The sequence below is a fragment of the Amycolatopsis sp. NPDC049868 genome (assembly GCF_044461365.1).
Classification (GTDB): domain Bacteria; phylum Actinomycetota; class Actinomycetes; order Mycobacteriales; family Pseudonocardiaceae; genus Amycolatopsis.
Window position 1 is genome coordinate 51,441 of record NZ_JBITKV010000007.1, and the last position, 20,366, is coordinate 71,806.

The 20,366-nt window shown below is 68.3% G+C and carries 23 protein-coding genes; 12 read left to right on the top strand and 11 right to left on the bottom strand.

All coding sequences use genetic code 11. The annotated features are described in order from the left end of the window. Positions 1-29 precede the first annotated feature (29 nt). Positions 30-473, bottom strand: a complete 444-nt coding sequence (locus ACIBTM_RS27295; protein ID WP_395879993.1) for a single-stranded DNA-binding protein — start codon at positions 471-473, stop codon at positions 30-32. Between the two features lie 155 nt (positions 474-628). Next, the gene (locus ACIBTM_RS27300) at positions 629-2,074 is read right to left on the bottom strand and encodes a PLP-dependent aminotransferase family protein (RefSeq protein WP_395879994.1); all 1,446 of its coding nucleotides are present in this window, start codon (positions 2,072-2,074) and stop codon (positions 629-631) included. Between the two features lie 80 nt (positions 2,075-2,154). Here ACIBTM_RS27300 and ACIBTM_RS27305 point away from each other — a divergent pair, with 80 nt between their 5' ends. After that, positions 2,155-3,360 carry an MFS transporter gene (locus ACIBTM_RS27305; RefSeq protein WP_395879995.1) on the top strand — a complete coding sequence of 402 codons (1,206 nt, stop codon included), beginning with the start codon at positions 2,155-2,157 and terminating at the stop codon, positions 3,358-3,360. Here the strand turns inward: ACIBTM_RS27305 and ACIBTM_RS27310 are convergent. Further along, positions 3,338-3,730, bottom strand: coding sequence for an NUDIX hydrolase (locus ACIBTM_RS27310; protein WP_395879996.1), 393 nt, complete (start codon positions 3,728-3,730; stop codon positions 3,338-3,340). The genes ACIBTM_RS27305 and ACIBTM_RS27310 overlap by 23 nt on opposite strands. A gap of 78 nt (positions 3,731-3,808) precedes the next feature. On the opposite strand from ACIBTM_RS27310, the gene ACIBTM_RS27315 reads away from it, so the two are divergent. Continuing rightward, positions 3,809-4,966: an epoxide hydrolase family protein gene (locus ACIBTM_RS27315; RefSeq protein WP_395879997.1), complete on the top strand. Its 1,158-nt coding sequence runs from the start codon at positions 3,809-3,811 to the stop codon at positions 4,964-4,966. On the opposite strand, the gene ACIBTM_RS27320 is transcribed toward ACIBTM_RS27315, so the two are convergent. Together ACIBTM_RS27320 and ACIBTM_RS27325 are read right to left on the bottom strand one after the other, a co-directional pair. Further along, positions 4,959-6,005 carry a winged helix DNA-binding domain-containing protein gene (locus tag ACIBTM_RS27320; RefSeq protein WP_395879999.1) on the bottom strand — a complete coding sequence of 349 codons (1,047 nt, stop codon included), beginning with the start codon at positions 6,003-6,005 and terminating at the stop codon, positions 4,959-4,961. The genes ACIBTM_RS27315 and ACIBTM_RS27320 overlap by 8 nt on opposite strands. Next, positions 6,002-6,988 (bottom strand): cation diffusion facilitator family transporter, encoded by a 987-nt coding sequence (locus tag ACIBTM_RS27325; RefSeq protein WP_395880000.1) that lies wholly within the window; start codon positions 6,986-6,988, stop codon positions 6,002-6,004. Before ACIBTM_RS27325 ends, ACIBTM_RS27320 begins: the two co-directional genes overlap by 4 nt. Positions 6,989-7,063: 75 nt before the next feature. On the opposite strand from ACIBTM_RS27325, the gene ACIBTM_RS27330 reads away from it, so the two are divergent. Genes ACIBTM_RS27330 through ACIBTM_RS27340 form a run of 3 tightly spaced genes read left to right on the top strand, consistent with a single transcriptional unit; the run spans position 7,064 to position 8,466 of the window. Then, entirely contained in the window at positions 7,064-7,435 is a 372-nt protein-coding gene (locus ACIBTM_RS27330; protein ID WP_037344985.1) for a metalloregulator ArsR/SmtB family transcription factor, read from the top strand. A 19-nt stretch (positions 7,436-7,454) separates the two neighbouring features. Next, positions 7,455-7,826: a DUF6153 family protein gene (locus tag ACIBTM_RS27335; RefSeq protein ID WP_395880001.1), complete on the top strand. Its 372-nt coding sequence runs from the start codon at positions 7,455-7,457 to the stop codon at positions 7,824-7,826. Between the two features lie 52 nt (positions 7,827-7,878). Then, positions 7,879-8,466, top strand: coding sequence for a DUF305 domain-containing protein (locus ACIBTM_RS27340; protein ID WP_395880002.1), 588 nt, complete (start codon positions 7,879-7,881; stop codon positions 8,464-8,466). A gap of 24 nt (positions 8,467-8,490) precedes the next feature. Here ACIBTM_RS27340 and ACIBTM_RS27345 read toward each other — a convergent pair whose 3' ends face one another. Next, on the bottom strand, positions 8,491-8,871 hold the full coding sequence (locus ACIBTM_RS27345) for a MerR family transcriptional regulator (RefSeq protein ID WP_395880003.1): 381 nt from the start codon (positions 8,869-8,871) through the stop codon (positions 8,491-8,493). A 34-nt stretch (positions 8,872-8,905) separates the two neighbouring features. Between ACIBTM_RS27345 and ACIBTM_RS27350 the strand changes: the two genes are divergently transcribed. Both ACIBTM_RS27350 and ACIBTM_RS27355 read left to right on the top strand, forming a co-directional pair. Further along, complete coding sequence (locus tag ACIBTM_RS27350) at positions 8,906-9,595, top strand: methyltransferase domain-containing protein (protein ID WP_395880323.1); 690 nt, start codon at positions 8,906-8,908, stop codon at positions 9,593-9,595. 66 nt (positions 9,596-9,661) lie between these two features. Next, positions 9,662-10,870 (top strand): DUF222 domain-containing protein, encoded by a 1,209-nt coding sequence (locus tag ACIBTM_RS27355; RefSeq protein ID WP_395880004.1) that lies wholly within the window; start codon positions 9,662-9,664, stop codon positions 10,868-10,870. A gap of 465 nt (positions 10,871-11,335) precedes the next feature. Here ACIBTM_RS27355 and ACIBTM_RS27360 read toward each other — a convergent pair whose 3' ends face one another. From ACIBTM_RS27360 to ACIBTM_RS27370, 3 genes are all read right to left on the bottom strand, one after another. Continuing rightward, positions 11,336-12,409 carry a SagB/ThcOx family dehydrogenase gene (locus tag ACIBTM_RS27360; protein ID WP_395880005.1) on the bottom strand — a complete coding sequence of 358 codons (1,074 nt, stop codon included), beginning with the start codon at positions 12,407-12,409 and terminating at the stop codon, positions 11,336-11,338. A gap of 53 nt (positions 12,410-12,462) precedes the next feature. Next, positions 12,463-12,585 (bottom strand): hypothetical protein, encoded by a 123-nt coding sequence (locus ACIBTM_RS27365; RefSeq protein ID WP_340687764.1) that lies wholly within the window; start codon positions 12,583-12,585, stop codon positions 12,463-12,465. 81 nt (positions 12,586-12,666) lie between these two features. Further along, on the bottom strand, positions 12,667-15,579 hold the full coding sequence (locus ACIBTM_RS27370) for an AfsR/SARP family transcriptional regulator (protein ID WP_395880006.1): 2,913 nt from the start codon (positions 15,577-15,579) through the stop codon (positions 12,667-12,669). Positions 15,580-16,010: 431 nt separating this feature from the next. On the opposite strand from ACIBTM_RS27370, the gene ACIBTM_RS27375 reads away from it, so the two are divergent. Beyond that, a complete protein-coding gene (locus ACIBTM_RS27375) occupies positions 16,011-16,289 on the top strand; it encodes a YggT family protein (protein ID WP_395880007.1) in 279 nt (92 codons plus the stop codon). 58 nt (positions 16,290-16,347) lie between these two features. Further along, positions 16,348-17,277, top strand: coding sequence for a Ku protein (locus ACIBTM_RS27380; RefSeq protein WP_395880008.1), 930 nt, complete (start codon positions 16,348-16,350; stop codon positions 17,275-17,277). Here the strand turns inward: ACIBTM_RS27380 and ACIBTM_RS27385 are convergent. Both ACIBTM_RS27385 and ACIBTM_RS27390 read right to left on the bottom strand, forming a co-directional pair. Further along, a complete protein-coding gene (locus ACIBTM_RS27385) occupies positions 17,264-17,911 on the bottom strand; it encodes a B3/4 domain-containing protein (protein WP_395880009.1) in 648 nt (215 codons plus the stop codon). The genes ACIBTM_RS27380 and ACIBTM_RS27385 overlap by 14 nt on opposite strands. Positions 17,912-17,922: 11 nt before the next feature. Then, complete coding sequence (locus ACIBTM_RS27390; protein WP_395880010.1) at positions 17,923-18,534, bottom strand: LysE family translocator; 612 nt, start codon at positions 18,532-18,534, stop codon at positions 17,923-17,925. A gap of 139 nt (positions 18,535-18,673) precedes the next feature. Here ACIBTM_RS27390 and ACIBTM_RS27395 point away from each other — a divergent pair, with 139 nt between their 5' ends. The 3 genes from ACIBTM_RS27395 (at position 18,674) to ACIBTM_RS27405 (ending at position 20,363) form a co-directional block, all read left to right on the top strand. Beyond that, complete coding sequence (locus tag ACIBTM_RS27395) at positions 18,674-19,174, top strand: hypothetical protein (RefSeq protein ID WP_037344996.1); 501 nt, start codon at positions 18,674-18,676, stop codon at positions 19,172-19,174. Next, the gene (locus ACIBTM_RS27400) at positions 19,174-20,058 is read left to right on the top strand and encodes an alpha/beta fold hydrolase (RefSeq protein WP_395880011.1); all 885 of its coding nucleotides are present in this window, start codon (positions 19,174-19,176) and stop codon (positions 20,056-20,058) included. Before ACIBTM_RS27395 ends, ACIBTM_RS27400 begins: the two co-directional genes overlap by 1 nt. A 98-nt stretch (positions 20,059-20,156) precedes the next feature. Continuing rightward, positions 20,157-20,363 carry a CsbD family protein gene (locus ACIBTM_RS27405; RefSeq protein ID WP_016335858.1) on the top strand — a complete coding sequence of 69 codons (207 nt, stop codon included), beginning with the start codon at positions 20,157-20,159 and terminating at the stop codon, positions 20,361-20,363. Positions 20,364-20,366 lie beyond the last annotated feature (3 nt).

A 20,366-nucleotide genomic window follows, 5' to 3' on the forward strand; every position in this document is an offset into this window, starting at 1 on the left:
CGCTCCCTCCTGAGAGGGAAACCGCCCGGTCAGAAGGGCGGCTCCGGGTTTCCGGCGGCCACCGGCGTTCGCTCCCACGCGCCGTCCGACGGGGTGCCTCCCGAACTCCGGCCCGCCTTGTTCACCTTCGCCGTGGCGTACCGCAGCGACGGACCGATCTCATCGACGTCGAGCTCCACCACCGTGCGTTTCTCGCCTTCCTTCGTTTCGAACGATCGCTGTTTCAGTCTGCCCTGCACGATCACCCTGGTCCCCCTGGTGAGCGATTCGGCGAGGTTCTCCGCGGCCTGCTTCCACAACGCGCAGCGCAGGAACAGCGGATCCCCGTCACGCCATTCCCCGCTCGCGCGGTCCAGGACGCGCGGCGTCGACGCGACCGTGAAGTTCGCGACCGCGGCCCCCGACGGGGTGAACTTCAGCTCCGGGTCGGTCGTCAGGTTGCCGATCACCGTGAGCACCGTTTCTCCGGCCATGGGACTTTCCTCCTCTGCTTCCGCGCGCGGCCCCGGACGGGCCCGCTGTCGCCTGGGAAGAGGAGACCACCGGGGTACGACAGTTTTCGGCGTCCCGCGGCGATCGGATGTCAGGAAAGGGTCGTTCAAGACGGAAAGTGTCCTGAACGCCCCTTTCATGACATCCTGGCGGCCGAAACGCACTCGCCGAGCCGGGCGAGTCCTTCGTCGATGCGGTCGGAACCGACCAGCCCGTAGCCGATCACCAGTCCGCCGCGCGTTCCTCCGTACGTGGACAGGCTTTCGACGGCCACCCCGGCCCGGGCCGCTTCGGCGACCGCACTGTCCACAGTGACCGTCGCATGTGGAGAAACCGGTGCGCACAGATGGAGCCCGGCGCTGGACGGGACGACCTCCAGCGAGTCCCGTAGCTCGTCGCGCGCGAAGGCCAGGATCCGATCACGTCGCGCCGAATACTCCCTGGTGGCCTTGCGCACGTGGCGGGCGAGCAGCCCTTCGTCGATGAAGCTCGCCAACGCCGATTGCGTGACGAGGTCGCCGTGCCAGTCCATGAGCTGCTTCGCCTGCCGCAACGCCGGGCGCAACGAGGCGGGCGCGACGAGGAAACCCAAACGCAGCAAGGGAAGCAGCGTCTTCGAGAAGGATCCGACGTAGAGCACCCTGCCGTCGTGGTCCAGGCTTTGGAGAGGTTCGAGCGGCCGATCCGAGAACCGGTACTCGCTGTCGTAGTCGTCCTCGATGATCACCGCGTCGTTCCGTTCCGCCCACGCCAGCAACGCCGTCCTCCTGGCGAGTGACATCGGCGTGCCGAGCGGGAACTGGTGCGAGGGTGTCGTATAGATCAGACGGGTGCCCTTCACCAGTGCGGTGACGTCGAGGCCTTCGGCGTCCACCGGCACCTTCACGATTCGGGCCCCGTGGGCGGTGAAGAGCCGTTCGGCCGGCGGATAGCCGGGGTCTTCGACGGCGACACGCGTGCCGGGCTCGATCAGGACCCGGCCGATCAGGTCGAGTGCCTGTTGCGCGCCTTGGGTGACCAGGACGTCGTCGCCGCCGGCTCGCACGGATCGGGCGGCGCCGATGTGCCGGGCGATCGCCACTCGCAGTGCTTCGAGCCCGGCTGGATCGGCGTACCCCGATGGGGGCAGCAACGACGGCCGGAGTGCCTGGCTGACCAGCCGTCGCCAAGTCCGCAAGGGGAACAGGGCCGGATCCGGGGCGCCGACACGGAAGTCGAACGCGGGGGTGGGGGCGGGGGTGGGGGCGAGGCGGTCGCCGCCGGGAGGGTCCGGCAGCGAACTCCAACGCGCGATGGGCCGCACTCCGGTGCCGGCGGGCGCGGCGCGCTTCGAGCGCGCCACGAAGCCGGGGCTGACGAAGGTCCCGCGTCCGACGTGACTTTCGAGGAAGCCTTCGGCGGTGAGCCGTTCGTAGGCGACCGCGACGGTGTTACGCGAGACGTCGAGCTCGCGGGCCAGTTCCCTGGTCGGGGGCAGGCGTTCCCCGGCGAGCAGGCGTCCGTCGAGGATGCCGTCACGGAGCTGGCGGTAGATGCGCGCGGCCAGGTCGGCGTGCCCGTCGAGGCTGATGTGGAACGGCACGTCCCGAGCCTATATTGGCCCAACCGGAATGGTGGATATTGGAACTGGGATGTGGCCAATCCGGTGCTTATGTTGAGCACATGAAGCGACTGACCTCGGCCCAGCTGATCAGCTCCGTCGGCGACGGTGCCTACTACGTCAGCTCGGCCCTGTACTTCACGCTGATCGTCGGGCTTTCGCCCGCGCAGGTGGGGCTCGGCCTCACCGTGGGCTGGGCGGTCGGCTCGGTCGCCGGGATCGCGCTGGGGCAGCTGGCCGACCGCCGCGGGCCGAAGGGCACGGCCGTCCTGCTGGCACTGGGCACGGCCGCGTCGGTCACGGCGTTCCTCTTCGTGGACTCGGTTTTCGCGTTCGTGATCGCGGCCTGCGGCTACGCCTGCTTCCAATGCGGTCTCGGCGCGGCGCGGCAGGCGCTGCTCGCCGGCCTGATCGACCCCGCCGAGCGCACGACGTTCCGCGCCCGGTTGCAGGCGATGTCCAACGCGGGGATCGCGATCGGCGCGGCGCTCGGCGGGATCGCTTTGGCGATCGGGACGCGGGAGGCGTTCCTGACGGTGTTCGCCGTCGACGCGCTGGCCTTCGTCGCCGCGGCTCTCGTGCTCCGCAAAGTGCCTGCGGTGGCTCCGACCCCACCGCGGGCGGGCGAGCCGTCCGTGGCCGTCCTGCGCGATCGCCCGTATGCGCTTCTGGCGCTGCTCAACATGATCATGCTGCTCTACATGCCGCTGTTCAGTCTGGTCCTCCCGCTGTGGATCTCGACCCGGACCGCGGCGCCGAGCTGGCTGGTCTCGGCGATGCTGGTGCTCAACACGGCGAGCGTGGTGGTCTTCCAGGTGCGGGTGGCGCGCGGCGTGACCGGTCTGCGCGGCGCCTCCCGCTACGTCCGTCACGCGGGACTGCTGCTTTTCGTCTCCTGCCTGATCTTCTCGTTCTCCGCCATGGGCGATTCCGCGTGGGCGGCGGCACTGGTCCTGCTCGCGGGGGCCGCGCTGCAGGTGGTGGGGGAGATGGTGCAGGCGGCGGGCTCCTGGGAGATCGGCTTCGGTCTCGCGCCCGACGGCAAACAGGGGCAGTACCAAGGGCTTTTCGGCGCGGGGACGGCCATCGCCCGCATGCTCGGCCCGGTCCTGCTGACCGGTCTGATCCTGGTCGGCGGAACGGTCGGCTGGGTGGTGCTGGGCGGGCTGTTCCTGCTGGCGGGGACGCTCACCGCGCCAGCCGTCCGGTGGGCGGAGCGAACAAGGCCGGAGCGCGGTCTCGAAGTCAGTCCTCCAGTGCTCGCCTGAAGTGCTCGGCGAGGTCGAGCCCCGCGGCTTCTTCCCGGGCGCACCAGACGAAGGCGTCGTGTTCCTCGGGATCCAGCACGACGTCGCCCGGCTTCTCCTCGGCGAGCGTGTACACCGCGGCGTGGATCCGCATCGGCCTGCCCGCGACGTCGTCCCAGCTGTGGGTGCCGCGTTCACCGGTGACGTGGACGGTCAGCCCGGTCTCCTCGGCGAACTCGCGGACCACGGTCTCGGCCGGTCGCTCGCCCGGCTCGACGGTCCCGCCCGGAAGTTCCCAGTGGCCGCCCAGGAACGACGACGGCTGCCGTCTGATGAACAGGATCTTCCCGTCGCGGATGAGCCTGCCGTACGCCAAGTACTTGTCCGTCACGAGCGAATCTTCCCGTACTCGGAATGCCTTCCTGATCGCGGACAGAAACTGTCCGCAATGGCTCGTAACGTGGGCTTCATGGAAAACACCGAGCTCCGCCCCTTCCGCCTCGACGTCCCCCAGGAGCAGCTGGACGAGCTGCACGCGAAGCTCGACAGCACGCGCTGGCCCGCTCCGCTTCCCGGAGACGGCTGGGACACCGGAGTGCCGGTGGCCTGGCTGCGCGGACTCGCCGAATACTGGCGTGACGGCTACGACTGGCGCGCCGCCGAACGCGAGATCAACCGCCATCCGCAGTTCACCACGGTCATCGACGGGCAACGGATCCACTTCCTGCACGTCCGTTCGCCCGAAGCCGGCGCGACGCCGCTGATCCTCACGCACGGCTGGCCGGGTTCGGTGGTGGAATACCTCGACGTCATCGGTCCGCTCACGGACCCGAAAGCGTACGGCGGCGACCCGGCGGACGCGTTCCACCTCGTGATCCCGTCGCTTCCGGGATTCGGTTTTTCGGGCCCTGTCTCGGATTCCGGCTGGACCATGCCGCGGATCGGCCGGGCGTGGGCGGAGCTGATGCGCCGGCTCGGATACGAACGCTACGGCGTGCAGGGCGGCGACCTCGGCGCGTCGGTGTCGCCGGAGGTGGCCAGGTCCGCGCCGGACAAGGTGATCGGCGTGCACGTCAACGGCGGGCTGACACCGATGCCCCCGATGTCGTTGTCGGACGAGGAACTCGCCTCGCTCACCGACATCGAACGCGATCGCATCGACCGGATCGGTGCTTTCATGCGGGAGGAGATCGGCTACATCTCGATCCAGTCGACGCGGCCGCAGACCCTCGGCTACGGGCTCGTGGATTCCCCGGTCGCGCAGCTGGCCTGGATCATGGACAAGTTCCGCGAGTGGACGCATCCGCGCCCCACCCTGCCGGAGGAGATCATCGACCGGGACCGGTTGCTGACCAACGTCATGTTCACCTGGCTGACCGGTACGGCGGCTTCGTCCGCGTACGTCGGCTACGCACAGGCTGAAACTTGGGGAGCCGTCGAGCAGAACTCGGGCGTGCCGACGGCGGCGTTGATCTTCGCGCACGATGTCGGGATCCGGCGGTACTCCGAGAAGGCCCACACGATCGTGCGGTGGACCGACGTCGATCGCGGCGGGCATTTCGCGGCGCTGGAAGAGCCCGAGATCCTGGTGTCGGATGTACGGGAGTTCTTCCGGTCGCTCAAATGACGAGGACGGCCGTCTCGCCGAGGAAGCGACCGTAATCGTCCACTTCGGACTCCAGGCCGGTGATGGCGGATCGCGAAAGCACGGCGAAGGGCTCGACGACGACCTTCGTCTGCTTCGCGGTCCGCTTGGTGTGCCAGGTTCCGGCGATCCTGCCGTCGACCAGTACGGTCGGCGCGATCATCCCGCCGCCGGCGTTGACGCGCTTCGCCTCGGCCGGGTCGAGGAGAAGATCGCGGTCGCGGTAGCCCAGCAGGTACGTGTCGAAGGCGCCGAGCAGACGCGGTGGACATGGGGAAGCGGACAGCTCGGTCCGCGAAAGGGCGAAACCGCCACCGGCGGACACGAGATCCAGCGCGGCGAAAGCCTTGCGGCAGAGGCCGAGCGGAAGCCCGGACCAAGCACCGAAGTCTTCGACGGTCGCGATGCCGTACGCGGTCAGGTACCGGTGGGCGAGTTCGGTACGCGGTTCCGCCGGGTCGTGGTCTTCGGTGACCCATTCGTCGAGAAGTACGTACGTCGGCTCCGTCCCGGCGTCCTGGCCTCGGCACAACAGCCCGCGATTGGCCGCGTACGCCAGGAGATGGGCCGGGGCCTGAGACTTCGCGTCGAGCGCGATGCCGTCGGCGGCCAAGCCGTCGAGGATCTCTTGGCGGGTGAGTGCCTTGCCGGGTAGGAGATCCTGGAGCGTCTTGAGAGCGCGTTCGCAGAGTTCCTCGGTGAGGCCCAGCTGCCGGCGACGTCCCTGCCCCGCCTGGACGTTACGTGGGCCGAACAGCCGGTTCAGCCAGCGGAGATCCACCGTCGGCACCAAGTGGAGCGTCTTGCGCATCAGCCAGGTGCGCGTCACCGCGCGGGACGCGTCGACGTCCCGCGCGGTCAGGTCACGGCTGCGGGCCCGGAACGCGAGCCGCGCGGCGGGTGTCGACTGCGCCTGGACGGCGGCGACGGATCCGGCGACGGCGAGTACGTCCGTGGCCGGAGCGGTCAGCAGTTGCGCGCGGGCACGGACGGCGCGGATGTCGTTGTCGGACGGCGTCACCCGCTGACGATCTCATGGGCGTTCACCGGTTCGGTGTGCACGACCGCTTCCGCGAGCCGCGGGAGGACCGCACGCAGCCGTGCCTCGACACGATGGGCAAGGCGGTGCGCCTCGGTGACGGTCAGCCCGGCCTCGACCGACACCGCCAGTTCCGCGCGCAGGCTGTGCCCGATCCAGCGCATCCGCAGGTCCCGCGTGCCGAGCACGCCGGGGACCTCGGCGGCCGCGCGTTCGGCGCGATCGACGTCGGCCGGGTCGACGGCGTCCATCAGGCGGCGGAAGACCTCCTTGGCCGCGTCGCGCAGGACGAACAGGATCGCGACGGTGATGGCGAGACCGACGATCGGGTCGGCCATCGGGAAGCCGAACGCGACACCGGCGGCGCCGAGCACGACCGCGAGCGACGTGAACCCGTCGGTGCGGGCATGCAGGCCGTCCGCGACCAGCGCGGCCGACCCGATCTCGCGGCCGACGGTGATCCGGTACCGGGCCACGAGTTCATTGCCCGCGAAGCCGATGACCCCCGCCGCCGCGACCACCCACAGATGCTGGACCGGACGCGGATCGAGCAGCCGCTGGACGGATTCGTACCCGGCGAGGAACGCCGAGGCGGCGATGAGCAGGACGACGAGCACACCGGCCAGGTCTTCGGCGCGGCCGAGCCCGTAGGTGTAGCGGCGGGTGGCGGCTCGGCGGCCGAGCAGGAAGGCGATGCCGAGCGGGACCGCGGTCAGCGCGTCGGCGAAGTTGTGGATCGTGTCGCCGAGCAGGGCCACCGAGCCGGTGATCAGCACGAGCGCGAGCTGGGCGACGGCGGTGACGAACAGGGCGGCGAACGACCAGATCAGCGTCCGGACGCCGCGTTTGCTGGTCTCCAACGCGCTGTCGACACGGTCGGCACTGTCGTGGCTGTGCGGGGTCAGAAGGTGCCGGAGACGGCTCTTCGCAGGCTGGTGGCCGTGACTGTGTCCATGCCCGGGCATCTTCCACCTCACTGTCATGCTACCTGCGCAGTCATGCAGGTACGCAGGCAGAAGGATAGCGGCTATCCTCCTGGCATGCACGAGTCGGTTCCGGATTTCGAGATGCCCACCGAGGAGCAGGTCCACCTGGCCGCGGAGACGTTCCGGCTGCTCGCGGATCCGACGAGGGTCAAGGTCCTCTGGGCGCTCCTGCAGGGCGAGTCCTCGGTCGCCTGCCTCGCGGAACTGGCGGGCGCGGCGCCGACGGCGGTCAGCCAGCACCTCGCGAAACTGCGGCTCGCGGGCCTGGTGAAAGGCCGCCGTGAGGGGACGTTCGTCTACTACTCGGCGGCCAACGATCACGTCCGCGGTCTGCTCGCGCAGGCGTTGTTCCACGCCGACCACATCGATCGCGACATCCCGGCACTGCATTCGGCGGCGAAACCCCACCGGCCGGCGGCGCACTGAATCCGGCTACGGTTGAGCCGTGACCCAGTCCTCGCGCCCGGCCGTCCTGCGGTGGCTGCTGCTGTGCGTGGTGGCGCTGGGGCTCGTCGGCATGCACCACGTCGTCGCCGAGTCCGGCCACGGCGCGGGGCACTCCGCCGTCGCGATGGCGGATCCGTGTTGCGCGGACACGCCTTCGCACGACGACGGTGGGCACAGTGGACTGCACCTGTGTCTCGCGGTGCTCGCCGCGGGGGTACTGCTGATCGTCACCTGGCTGCTCGTCCGCAATGGACGGACGGTGGCGACGTGGAAGTCGAGGCGGGCCGGGGGTTCGGCTTCGGGCCGTGATCCGCCGCGCTGGAGACCGGTGCCGGAAAGGTTGTCCCTCCTTTGCGTGTCGCGGGTGTGACAGGCGGGTTCGTCCCGCCCTGCCCTGCCCGAAATCGATTCGAGGAAGAACCATGACCAGCAGGAAACTGGTCGGAGCGGCGCTCGCCGCTCTGGCCTCCTTCGCCGTGCTCACCGGATGTGCCAGTTCCGACACCGCGTCCACCGGGCACGACATGTCCACGATCAAGGCGCCGGACCCTCAGCAGGCCGGCCACAACCAAGCCGACGTCACGTTCGCGCAAGGGATGATCCCGCACCACGAACAGGCGCTCGCGATGGCGAAACTCGTCGAAGGCCGCACCCGCAACGCGAAGGTCGTCGACCTCGCCGCCCGGATCCAGAAGGCGCAGGATCCGGAGATCCAGCAGCTGAACGGATTGTTGAAGAGCTGGGGAGTGGCGCCGTCGGGCGAGCACTCCGGGCACGGCTCGGCGGCGGGCATGATGACCGAGGACGATCTCGCGAACCTCGGCAAGGCCAAGGACGCCGCCTTCGACAAGAAGTGGCTGGAGATGATGGTCAAACATCACGAAGGCGCACTCGAGATGGCGAAGACCGCGCTACAGCAAGGCAGCAATGCCGAGGTGAAGGCCTTGGCGCAGAAGGTGATCGACGGTCAGCAGGCCGAGATCACCGAGATGCGCGCGCTGCTCGGCTGAGTGGGCCGGTGGCACGGGCCTGGATCAACCGGCCCGTGCCACCGCCTCCCGGAAATGCGCGCACTGGGTGACGTCGTCGTGCTCGCATCCGAGAGCGCAGTCGACGATCGCCAGCGAGGCCTGTGCGGCCGCGATACGTCGCTCGAGTTCTTGCTTGTGGTACTTGAGGATCGCCTCGCGCTCGCTGGGCTTTCGGAACATCTCGCGGATGCCGTCGAGGCTCAGCCCCGCCTCCTTCGCGCGCAGGATGATCGCGATCCGGTAGAGGTCGTTGTCGTCGTACCGCCGCCGGTCGCCCGCCCGTGCCGGCTTGAGAAGGCCCACGGATTCCCAATGCCGCAGGACATGCGTCGCGAGGCCGAAGCGTTCCGCGACCTCGCCGACACTCAAGGTGCTTGACTTCATGTCGCCATTAAGTCGGACGATCCGGGGTATGTCCATGTTGCAGCGGCTCGACGCCGCCGATGCCCTGCCGGGAGCCGCCGAACTGCGGGCCCGGACCTACGAACTGCTCCGGCTCGAACCCGGTGCCGCGGTGATCGACGTCGGCTGTGGCGCCGGGCTGGCCGTATCGGAGTTGTCGTCGCGGGGTGTCCGCGCTGTCGGCGTCGACCTGTCGGCCGAGATGATCGACGAGGCCCGTCGACGGTCGCCCGAGGGGGACTTCCTGCTCGGGGACGCCTACGCGCTGCCGGTGGACGGCGGGTTCGCGGGCTACCGGGCGGACAAGGTTTTCCATGAACTGGCGGAGCCAGAGCTCGCTATCGTGGAGGCGCGGCGGGTGCTGGTCTCAGGCGGACGGATCGTGCTGTCCGGGCCCGACTGGGAGGGCCTGATGATCGACTCCTCCTACCCGGCGCTGACACGGGAGATCGTGCGTGCCCGGGCTTCGGTGATCGCCGCGCCCCGGATCGCGCGCGGATATCGGCGACTGCTCACCGGGTGCGGATTTCGTGACGTCTCGGTGGAGGGCGTCATCGGCTTTCTCGGTGGGGAACCGTTTTTTCGCGGGCTGGTTGACGTCGCTGTCCGAGTGGGGGCGATTTCCGTTGAGGAGGGGGAGGTTTGGCTTTCGGAACAGGTCGATTATGTTGCTGTGCCGCAGTTTCTGGCTTCCGGGGTGGTCTGAGCGGGAATTGTCGGTGGTCGGTTGTAGGTTCTGGGTGTAGACACTCTTAACGCCACTGTGGCGCTGTTGAAGGAAATCACCGAGTCGGATGCGTTTGGGGAGGTTAATGCTTCGCTGGATTCGTTGGGGGACAAGGACGCTATCGCTGCTGCGGTGGCGGCGTCGGAGGGGATCGCGCGGTTGGAGGCGGTCCGGTTTCGTGCGTTGAGGCAGCTGGGTCGTCATCGTGACGATGCCGCGAGTGTGGTGCAGGAGGTCGCGTTCGAACTGTCTGTTGTGGATGGTCACGCGGCTGGGTTGGTGTCGACGGCTCAGGCGTTGGTGTCTCGTCTGCCCCGCACACTGGGGTTGCTGGATCAGGGGAAGGTGGGTGGGTATGGGGCGATGAAGGTCGCCGCGGCGACGGCGTGGCTCTCCGACGAGGACGCCCGCGCGGTGGATGCGGTGTTGGAGGATCGGTTGCCGGATCGGAACTCGGATCAGATCCGGAAGGCGGCGAATCATGCGGCGATGATGGCCGATCGTGAGGGTGCGGCTCGGCGGACTGAACGCACTCGCGCCGGACGTCGGCTGTCGATCCGGCAGGGTGAGACCGGGGTGGCCTCCATCGAGGTCGAAGATGGCCCCGTCGAGAAAGTCGCCGCCGCCTACACCCGCATCGACCGCGAAGCACGGGCATTGCGGGCCGGTGGGGAGACCCGCACCCTGGATCAGCTGCGGGCGGATGTCGCCCTTGATCTTCTGCTCGGCGGCCAAGGCGGGAAGAGCGAACGCTCCGAAGTATTTCTCTACATGGACCTCAACACCTACCTCGGCCTGAACGACGATCCCGCGGAGTTGGCTGGGCACGGGCATATTCCGGCGTCGCTGGCCCGGCACATCGCTGGTGGTTCGAATACGGTGTTGCGGCGGATCATCACCGACCCTCTCTCGGGGCAGGTTCTCGATCTGGGCCGGGATCGGTATCGGCCGACGGCGGGGTTGGATGAGTTCGTGCGGGTGCGGGATCGTGAGTGTCGAAGACCGGGGTGTCATCGGGTGGCGCAGGCGTGCGATCTCGATCATTCGGTGCCGTGGCAGCACGGTGGCCATACCGCCGACACCGAGCTGGTCGATCTGTGCCGCCGGGACCATCGGTTGAAGGACGAGCCCGGCTGGAACTATCGGCTGGCATCGGATGGGACCCTCACCATCACCACGCCCACGGGGCGGAGTTATGACAGTTCGCCTCCGCCGCTGCATGAACCCCGTGCCGAGGAACCGCCACCGTTCTGAGCTGTCGCCGGAAAACGGCGACAGCCGTGTCCGCCATCGACGCTGGCCGGGTTGCCGAGATTTTGCCAGGCTCGATCGGGAACCAGTTTGCTACGAAGCAGCCCGCATCCAAGATGGCGCTACCCCGTTCTCGCCGTCGTCCCCGCCGAACATCCGGAACCAGCCCGGCTGTCGCCGAAAAATGACCACGGCTCCGCCACGGGACGAACGCCAGTCCTGGCTTCGTCGCCGACGTACGGCCAGGGTTCGATCGCGAACCCTTCCCAACGAACCAGCCCACCCAAGAAGGCACTACCGTTCTCGGCATCGCCGGAAACCGACCGTGCCCAGCGAGGAGCCATTGCCGAAAACCGGCCATGGCCCCGCCGTCGAAACGGATCAGCGCGACGTTCGCGGTGGAGGCACTCGCTGCCGAAAAGCTGTCGGAAGCTGCCGAGCGCGCCCAAGCCCCATGGACCAGCGCCATCACAAGCGATTGCCGACCACCGACATACCGAGCACCAGTTCGTTCGCCGGATCGCAGCCGATGAGGTCCTCGACCAGTTCGTCGCGAAGCGCGGCGGTGAACGTGACGTTCAGGCCCAGCGCGGTCGCCAGCAGGTACACGGTTTGGCTGAGGTGGCCGACGTCCATCAGCAGCACGCGATACGTGCGGCTCACCGGGTACTTCCATTGGTTCCGCTCGATGACGCTGGTGTAGATCAGCAGCGCACCGGCGTTCCCGGTCCACTGCTGATCGCCGGCGAGCGCGATCAGCTGGTCGTCGTCGATCTTGCCGTCGAGCGGCGTGAGGCCGTGCCGGAAGCCGTCGTAGTGGTAGACGCCCTGGGCCAGGCCCTCGACGTTCCTCGCGTAGACGTACACCTCTGTCGGATGCCTCGCCCCGCCCGACGGGCTCGTCTTGAAGACGTTCCCGGTGGCGGGGATGTCGGGATGCGTTTCCGGCCTCGTCGGCCTGGCCGCCGTGAGAAGCGCGCTCAAATCGCGCAGCCGCAAGGGTTCTTCACCGAACTCGCGGACGCTTCGGCGTCGGCTCAGCGCGTCGCCGAGCCCGATCGTGTTGAGCGGTTCCGATGACGGTTCGGGCAGCTCGATCGTGTGGTGCTCGCCCGAAGGCCTCACCGGAGAAGGCGGAGGGCTGACCTTCGCCTTCTCCAGCAAGGTTTTCGCTGTCGTTTCGCTGGTCGTGAACTCGGTCTCGCGCAACGAGCGGGTGCCGAAGTGAAACGCCCGTGCGGACGTTCCCCATGGACCCCAATCGCGAAGGATCTCTTCTTCGCGTTTTTGCCGGTGAGAACCTTTGACCACCAGCACTTCGTACCGGATCATCGCTCGCGCGATACGGACGAGCCTTTCCCCGATCTCGGGATTCTCATCCGCGCCGCGGACCGATTCCGGTTCTCGCCAAGAACTGAACCATCGCAGGACGCGTTCGGTTCCTTCGGCGAGTTTGAGCTGGCGATGTCCGAGGTGATCGTCCCAGACGACGTCACCATCGGACCAATAGAGCGTTCCGCATGAGGAAACCCTGACCAGCATCGAATGTCTTGCGCCCCAGTCCCCAGTAATACTTTCCGAATACGTCAGGTCATTCAGTGTCGCGAGCGGAAAGGAGGCCCGCCGTGCGGCGGCGGCTCGAACCCGCCCCAGGTGCTCTGTGCCTTGTACTCCGCTTCGAGCTCGTACAAGAACTCGTCGTCGTCCTCATCGTGCATGCCGTAGATCCTCTCCGTGAACGGTTACTCCGGTCAAGCGAATATACCTACGCCAACAGAGTACCGGAGCGGAACGGCTAATTACGCCGAGTAATCGTTCAGGCGCTGTTTGAGTTCGCGAACCTCGGGCGACTCCGAAATGCCGAGATCGGTGTAGAGGCGCAATGCGAACCGTCGATGACGGTCCGCATTCAGTCGCTCACCGAGAATGTCGTACGCGAACGCCATCTCCTTGTGGGCGATGGGCAGCATGCTGCGATTCCCGGTCGATTCGAGCACTTCCAGCGCTGTCGTCAACTGACTGACCGCGAGCGCGCCGTCACCGAGTCCGCGCGAATTGATACCGAGGGCGAGAAAGCATTCCGCCTCGAGATCGGGTGATTCGTTCTCCTGCGCCAGTCGCAGTGCTTGGTCGAGTTCCTCGGCGGCTTCGGGATACCGCCTGCTCTCGGTGTGGATCAGTCCGATCCGGTGCCTGGCGCGAGCCTCGATGAGCACGCTGCCGTGGGCATGAGCGGTCTCGCGGACCCAGCCGAGGTGTTCGATCGCCTCGTCCGACTCGCCCTTGAGCCAGTGGGTGACCCCCGAGTTGCCCCTGGCCCGGCACTGCATCCGGATGTCACCGGTGGTCGCGGCCAGTTCGAACACCTCGTTGAACAGCCGGTTCGCTTCGGTGAACTCGTTGAGCCGCCACAGGGTCAGCGCGTACATGTGCAGGGCCTGGTACTCGAGGACCACGTTCCCGGTGACCCGCGCGGCGGACAGGGCGAGGGTCTCCAGCTCCCTGGCCTGCCGGTAGTAGCCGCGGTTGTCGAAGTAGCGCCACACGGCCGAACAGAAGGGCACGAGGTCCGAGTACTGCTGATGGTTGTTCATCGCGACGGCCACCGGCAGCACGTTCTGCCATTGCGCGTCCATCCAGTGCGCGGCCTGGTCGTAGTCGGCGAAGGACTGTCCGAACTCGCTCTTCGGGACCTCGAGACCGCCTGGCTCCTCTTCGGAATCCGGGTCGATGAAGTCCATCGCGGCCGCGACGGTGCTGCGGTAGTAGTCGAACAGCCGCCGCATCATCGCCTCGCGCTGGTGCTCGGGCTCCTCGGCGAGCAGGAGCTCGCGACCGTAGCTGCGGAGGAGGTCGTGCATCTCGTAGCGGTCCATCGACGGCTGGCGCAGGAGGTTCACGTCGACGAGGCGTTCGGCGAGCCGCCGGGCCTCGGCGAGGTCGACTTCGGCCAAGGCCGCCGTCGAGTGGAGATCGAACGCGGCACCGGGATGGTGGCTCAACCGGCGGAACACCCGCCGTTCGGTTTCGGTCAAGTTCAGATAGGACACCCGGAACGCGCCCGCGACGTCGCGTTCCCCCGCGGTGAGCTCGCCGAACCGGTTCCGCTCGTCGCGCAGCTGCCTGGCGACGAAGTCGAGCGTCCACGACGCCCGCGCGCGCAGCCTGCTCGCCGTGACGGCCAATGCGAGCGGGAGATCGCCGCACAGGCTCGCGACCTGGTCGGCCGCGTCCGGGGACTCCCGCTTCAACCGGGAGGGCCCGACGATCCGGCCGAGGAGGTCCACCGCGTCGGCCCGGCTGAACGGTTCCAGCGAGAGCAGTTCGGCGCCGTCGAGGTCCACGAGCCGGGTGCGGCTGGTGATCAGCACGCAGCAGCTCGCCGCACCGGGCAGCAGCGGGCTCACCTGCGTCGCCCCGATGGCGTTGTCAAGCACCAGGAGCACACGTTTGCCGGCGAGGCAGCTGCGGAACAACGCCGCGCGCTGCTCGGTCCCGGCGGGGATGTCCGAACCCTGGATGCCGAGCGACCGCAGCAGCGCCTCAAGCGCGGCCCCCGGATCGACTGGGTCTCCCGCCGGGGAGAACCCTTCGAGGTTCACGAACAGCTGCCCGTCCGGGAACAGCGGGGCGAGCCGATGCGCGGCGTGGACGGCCAGCGCGGTCTTCCCGACACCGGGCATGCCGTCGATCGCGATCAGCCGCGGCCCCGCCGAGGAGTCGTCCTGACCGATTTCGAGGACGGTCCGCAGTTCCGTGGCGCGGCCGCCGAACGCGGGGAGGTCCGCGGGAAGCTGCGCGGGACGGGGGAAGAGCGCCTTCTGCGCGTCCGCGTCCTCGCGGCGCCCGCCGGTGTCCATCCCGGTCCGGAGCCCACCGACGCCGTACCGGACGAGGGCGCCGTCCTCCATCAGTTCGGCGTCGGCACGCAGGATCTGCTGGTGGAGCGCGCTCAGTTCGGCGCTCGGATCGACGCCGAGTTCTTCGGCGAGCGCGATCCTGGTCCGGTCGAACGTCCGGAGCGCGTCGGCGCCGCGGCCCGCCCGGTAGAGCGCCAGCATGGTGAGGCACTGCAGGGTCTCGCGGGTGGGATGCCAGGCGGCGAGGTCGAAAGCCTCGCGAGCCGCCGCCTCGGTCTCGCCGAGCCGGAGCCTGGCGCCGATGAGGAGCTCGCAGGCGGCGAGGCGTTCTTCGTCGAGGCGTCGCGCCGTCTGCTCGATGGCGTCGCCTTCGAGACCGTCGAACGCCGGGCCGCGCCAGAGCGATAGCGCGTCGGCCAGTTTGGCGGCGGCCTGGGAGATCAGCCCGGCCGCGAGGAGTTCGGCGCCCTGGTTGTAGTCGGCTTCGAAACGGGCCGAGTCGAGCGAGGCGCTGCTGATGACGACGCGGTACGCCGAACCGGTGGTGACCACGGCGGACCGGGCCACTCCGAGGTCGTGCCGCAGCCGCGCGATCGCGTTGCTGACCTGACGGACCGCGGTCTTCGGCGGATTTTCGGGCCACATCGTGCCGATCAGGTACGACACCGGGACCAGTCGCCCCGCGTTGATCAGCAGGGCGGCGAGGAGACGCTGTTCACGGCGTCCGCCCAGCCGGACGGGGACGCCGTCGACTTCGGCTTCGAGCGGGCCGAGAACGGAAAAGCCGAGCTGGGAACTCTGGACGGCGGTTCGAGGCGATCCCGCCGAATCGGGTAAACGATCAGCGGTCATATGCGACTATGTCGTCCGAGGCCGTGAGCGTGCTCACGCACTACCTCCAGTCCGTTCGCCGGCTGATCGGCACCCTAGCCCACCGCTTCGGCCTCCAGCCAGGTCGGCGCGGGGTGCGCCGTACTGCATTCGGCCTAACGGGCGCGCGCGGGCCTGCCCTGAAACCTTCCCGATTCTACGCCCCGCGGCCCCTGATCTGCGCGAATGTCCGGCGGTGGAGAGCCGATGTAATTCCGATGCAGGCCCTTGGAAAGCTGAAGGCACAGCTGGCGGGTCGGCGCGACGGGGCAGCGCGCCGAACCGCGTGTAGGGGCTCCGCGGCGGTTGGCCTTCGTACTGGGGGTGGCCAACCGCCCTGGTAGCCCTTTTTTCGCGTCACAGGTTGCTCCCAGCTGAGCACGGCACACTGGACCACAGAGGAGTGTGCCGTCATGAGTGCTCTTGGTGATATCGCAGGTGTCCTGCTCACCCTGTTCCTGATCGTGCTCATCGTCCGGATGGTGCTGGACTGGGCCGTCAACCTGGCCACGCGGCTGCCCACCTGGGCGTTCCGGATCCGCGACTTCGCCCATCGGCTGACCGAGCCCGTCCTGGCGCCGGTCCGCCGCGTGGTCCCCCCGGTGCGGGCCGGTGGCGTGGCGTTCGACCTCGCCTTCACCCTCGTGTTCCTCGGGGTCGTCCTCCTGCAGTCCCTCGCCTTCAGCCTCTGACCAGGTGTGATCCGCCTCGATCGCGGGTACCAGGTCGCTGGAGGAGAGGAGTGTGCCCATGCGCCCGGTCTGGAGCGGTTCGCTTTCGCTCGGTCTGGTGACGGTGCCGGTCCGGCTCTACAGCGCGGTCGAAGACCATACGGTGCGCTTCCGCCAGTTCCAGCGCGGCACCGAGGACCGTATCCGGTACCGGCGGGTGAACGAGCGCACCGGCAAGGAAGTCGGCTACGAGGACATCGTCAAGGGTTACGAGCTCGGCAGTGGCGAGTACGTCGTCGTCGAGCCGGAGGAACTGGACGAGATCGCGCCCGGCCGGTCGAAGTCGCTCGACATCGAGAGCTTCGTCGAGCTGGACGCCATCGACCCGATGTTCTTCGACAAGACCTACTGGCTCGCGCCCGCGAAGGACGAGTTCGAGCGTCCGTACGCGCTGCTGCTCGAGGCGATGGACTCGTCGGGCAAAGCCGGGATCGCCAAGTTCGTGATGCGCGGCCGTGAGTACCTGGCGCTGGTGCGGTCCGGGGACGGCGTGATGGTCCTCAACACCCTCCATTTCGCGGCCGACCTGCGGGATCCCGCCGAACAGCTGCCGGACCTCCCCGGCAAGGCGAAGGCGCGCGGCAAGGAACTCGACATGGCCGTCAACCTGATCGACGCGATGAGCGACGACTGGCGGCCCGAGGAGTACCGCGACACCTACACCGACCGCGTCCGCGAGCTGATCAAGGCCAAGAAGAAGGGCGACACCATCACGCCGGCCACCGAACCCGGGGAGCCGACGAAGGTCGTCGACCTGTTCGAGGCCCTTTCGAAGAGCGTGGAGAGCGGAAAGGCCAAGAAGAAGTCCGGGGCGAAGAAGCCGACAGCGAAGAAGGACCTTTCTTCGCTGTCGAAGGCCGACCTGGACAAGCTGGCGCGGGAGCGGGACATCAAGGGCCGGTCGAAGATGACCCGCGCGAGTCTGGAGAAGGCGCTCAAGGCCTCGTGACGACGCCTGCCGCGGCGAGCTCGCCCGCGATGGCCTCAATGAGCAGCCGGACGTCCTCCGGCGCCGTCGCGTGCAGCCCTTCGGACACGATCAGCACGTCGGACGTCGTGGCGGAGACCGCGGAGTGCCCGCTCTGCCGGTTCGTCCATCGGCGTGCGTGAGCCTGCCCGTCCTCGTCGGCGAAGATCACCTCGCCGGGGTTCGGCTGCTCGACCGTGCCGGCGAAGGTCACGTACTTCTCGTCGCCTCGGGCGTGACGGACTTCCAGCGAGCCGCTGATCTTCGCGATGTCGAGCACCGCGACCGGGATGGCGTAGGCGACCGAAACCGCGTTGCAGAGGTCGATCACCGGGTGGATGCGGGGGAGCGAGCCTTCTTTCCGCAGCCTGCGCAGCAACGACTCCGACGCGCAGCGGTACTGCGTCGGCTTCAGGCCCATCTTGGCGAACGCCCGCCGCCACGCCTGGATCTCGGGGAACTCCGATTCCGGGCCGTCCGCGAGCCGCCGCCTCGCGCGCGCGAGGAACTTCTCGAGATCGACCGGCAGTTCCGTGGTGATCCCGGTGGCCTGGAGCGTGCCGACGGCGAGGCCGGGGTGGGCGGACCGGATTTCCGGGTGGTGCTGGAGTCGCATGCTGGACCTGTCTACTGGGTGGTGAACGCGAGTTTGGCGCCGAGCGCGGCGAAGGAACCGGCGAAGATCCGCCGGAGCCAGGCGAGCACGCGCGGCCTGGAAAGGACGTGGTGCCGCACGCCCGCGGCGAGGACGCCGTACACGCTGAACACCACGAAGGTCGCCAGCATGAACACTCCGCTCAGCAGCAGCATCCGGGGGAGCGAACCGGGCTCGCCCGCCGGGACGAACTGGGGCAGGAACGCGAAGAAGAACAGTGTCAGCTTCGGGTTCAGGACGTTGATCAGCACGCCGGAGGTGATGGTCCGCAACGCCGACGCGGGTTCGGGATCGCCCTCCACGACGATGGCTTCCCGGTCCTTCAGCGTCGCCCACGCCATATAGAGCAGATACGCCACACCGAGGTACTTGAGGATCTCGAACGCCACCGCGCTCGCGTGCAGCAGCGCCGCGAGGCCGGTGATCGCGGCGATCATATGCGGGACGATGCCGAGGGTGCAGGCGGTCGCGGCGAGGACGCTCGCGCGTCTTCCCCGGGCGAGCCCGGCGGAAAGGGTGTAGACCACGCCGGTGCCGGGTGTGGCGACCACGACCAGCGTGGTGATCAGGAAGGCGATGCTCACGCCGACCACTGTGCGCGCCGTTTGGCCTCGTGGACAGAGCCAAACCTGTGCCGCTTCACTGGACCAAAGGGTTGATCGACGGGTTCACCGGATGGAGTGGCATGATGCACGCTCGCACGTCGACGAGGAAGGCCTTGGTTTGAGCGCGCGCACTTCCCAGGTGGACGACCTCCGGCTGGTGGCACAACCGAACGCCGTGTTGTGCTCCGAGCTCTTCGTCCGTCTCATCTTGTCGGATTGGTCCTTGCGGCCGTTGCTCGATCAGGCGAAGACCGCCGCCGCCAGACTGGTGGGCACGCTGGTCGACGCGGCCGATCCGAAGGAGCCGCCGTTCCTGACGCTGAGATTGCGCCTGCGGTCGGACGTGCTGGTCATCGAGGTCGACCACGAGCTGGACGGCCTTCCGGTGCCGACACCCGCGCCGGGCGAGCGGACCGGGGTGGCGCCGAGCGCGACCGGCGGCGTGACTGTCTGGTGCGAGCTGCCGCTGCCCGGTGGCCTGTCCGCCGGACAGGTCCGGCTGCCGAGGCGGGGCGACCGGCGCACGCTGGTGGACGAACCCGTCTCCGGCGAGCCCGTCGGCGCCGATCCCGAAGTCCTGGAACGGCTTTTGACGAGGTTGAGCGGCTGGTCCGGCTGATGGTCACGAAGCGCGTCGCCACGCCGGTTCTGGAGATCGAATACGAACAACTCGGCGAGGCGGGCGGGCCGCCGGTGGTCCTGCTCCACGGCTTCCCGTACGACGTCCGCGCCTATGACGAGGTCGCCGCGGTCCTCGCGGCGGGCGGCGCCTCGGTGTACGTCCCGTATCTCCGCGGGTTCGGGGGCACGCGATTCCTCGACGAAGCCACGCCCCGTTCCGGGCAGCAGGCCGCGCTCGCGCAGGACCTTCTCGAATTCATGGACGCGCTGGGGCTGGAAAAGGCCGTCGTCGCCGGATACGACTGGGGCGGCCGCGCGGCGTGCATCGTGGCCGCGCTCCGGCCCGAGCGCGTGCGCGGACTGGTGTCGGTGGACGGCTACAACGTCCAGAACCTCGCTTACGCCGGGGAACCGGCGCCGCCGGAATGGGAACGCACGTACTGGTATCAGTACTACTTCCATTCCGAGCGTGGCCGTCGCGGGCTGACGGAGAACCGCGACGAGCTGTGCGCCCTGTTGTGGCGCACCTGGTCGCCGACCTGGGCCGGCGCGGGCGCCGCGTTCCAGGCCAGTGCCCCCAGCCTCCACAACCCGGACTTCGTCGACGTCGTCATCCATTCGTACCGGCACCGATTCGGCCTGGCCGAGGGTGATCCGCGGTATCAGGCGCTCGAAGACCTGATCGCGGAAGAACCGGCCATCACGGTGCCGTCGGTCGTGCTGGAAAGCGGGGACGACGGCATCGGCGGGCCCAGTGCGGCGGGCGATCGCGAGTACTTCACCGGGCCGTACGAGCATCGGGTGCTGCCGGGGGTGGGACACAACGTTCCTCAGGAGGCGCCTGAAGCGTTCGCCGCCGCGGTGGCGTCTCTGCTTCAGTGAGGGTGATCACCCGTCCGTGCGCGTGACGAATCCCGATCTTCGTTTGTCCTTCGGACGTAAGGCGCACGATCCGGGCGCCACGGACGGAGGAGGACCCGATGTCGTTGGGCGACAAGATCAGCAACAAGGCCGAAGAGTTCGGCGGTAAGGCCAAGGAGGCCGCCGGCGACGCCACCGGCAACGACGAACTGCGCGCGGAAGGTCAGGCGGACCAGGCGAAGGCCGGCCTCAAGGGCGCCGTCGAAAACGTGAAGGACGCCGTCGGCGACGCGGCGGACAAGATCCGCGACACCTTCAAGAAGTAACGG

Coding starts and splice junctions, on each gene's coding strand:
- ACIBTM_RS27305 (WP_395879995.1), top strand. CDS start 2,155: ATGAAGCGACTGACCTCGGCCCAGCTGATCAGCTCCGTCGGCGACGGT.
- ACIBTM_RS27350 (WP_395880323.1), top strand. CDS start 8,906: ATGTTGCAGCGGCTCGACGCCGCCGATGCCCTGCCGGGAGCCGCCGAA.
- ACIBTM_RS27405 (WP_016335858.1), top strand. CDS start 20,157: ATGTCGTTGGGCGACAAGATCAGCAACAAGGCCGAAGAGTTCGGCGGT.
- ACIBTM_RS27400 (WP_395880011.1), top strand. CDS start 19,174: ATGGTCACGAAGCGCGTCGCCACGCCGGTTCTGGAGATCGAATACGAA.
- ACIBTM_RS27340 (WP_395880002.1), top strand. CDS start 7,879: ATGACCAGCAGGAAACTGGTCGGAGCGGCGCTCGCCGCTCTGGCCTCC.
- ACIBTM_RS27325 (WP_395880000.1), bottom strand. CDS start 6,988: ATGCCCGGGCATGGACACAGTCACGGCCACCAGCCTGCGAAGAGCCGT.
- ACIBTM_RS27295 (WP_395879993.1), bottom strand. CDS start 473: ATGGCCGGAGAAACGGTGCTCACGGTGATCGGCAACCTGACGACCGAC.
- ACIBTM_RS27365 (WP_340687764.1), bottom strand. CDS start 12,585: ATGCACGATGAGGACGACGACGAGTTCTTGTACGAGCTCGAAGCGGAG.
- ACIBTM_RS27330 (WP_037344985.1), top strand. CDS start 7,064: ATGCACGAGTCGGTTCCGGATTTCGAGATGCCCACCGAGGAGCAGGTC.
- ACIBTM_RS27315 (WP_395879997.1), top strand. CDS start 3,809: ATGGAAAACACCGAGCTCCGCCCCTTCCGCCTCGACGTCCCCCAGGAG.
- ACIBTM_RS27375 (WP_395880007.1), top strand. CDS start 16,011: ATGAGTGCTCTTGGTGATATCGCAGGTGTCCTGCTCACCCTGTTCCTG.
- ACIBTM_RS27385 (WP_395880009.1), bottom strand. CDS start 17,911: ATGCGACTCCAGCACCACCCGGAAATCCGGTCCGCCCACCCCGGCCTC.
- ACIBTM_RS27345 (WP_395880003.1), bottom strand. CDS start 8,871: ATGAAGTCAAGCACCTTGAGTGTCGGCGAGGTCGCGGAACGCTTCGGC.
- ACIBTM_RS27370 (WP_395880006.1), bottom strand. CDS start 15,579: ATGACCGCTGATCGTTTACCCGATTCGGCGGGATCGCCTCGAACCGCC.
- ACIBTM_RS27380 (WP_395880008.1), top strand. CDS start 16,348: ATGCGCCCGGTCTGGAGCGGTTCGCTTTCGCTCGGTCTGGTGACGGTG.
- ACIBTM_RS27360 (WP_395880005.1), bottom strand. CDS start 12,409: ATGCTGGTCAGGGTTTCCTCATGCGGAACGCTCTATTGGTCCGATGGT.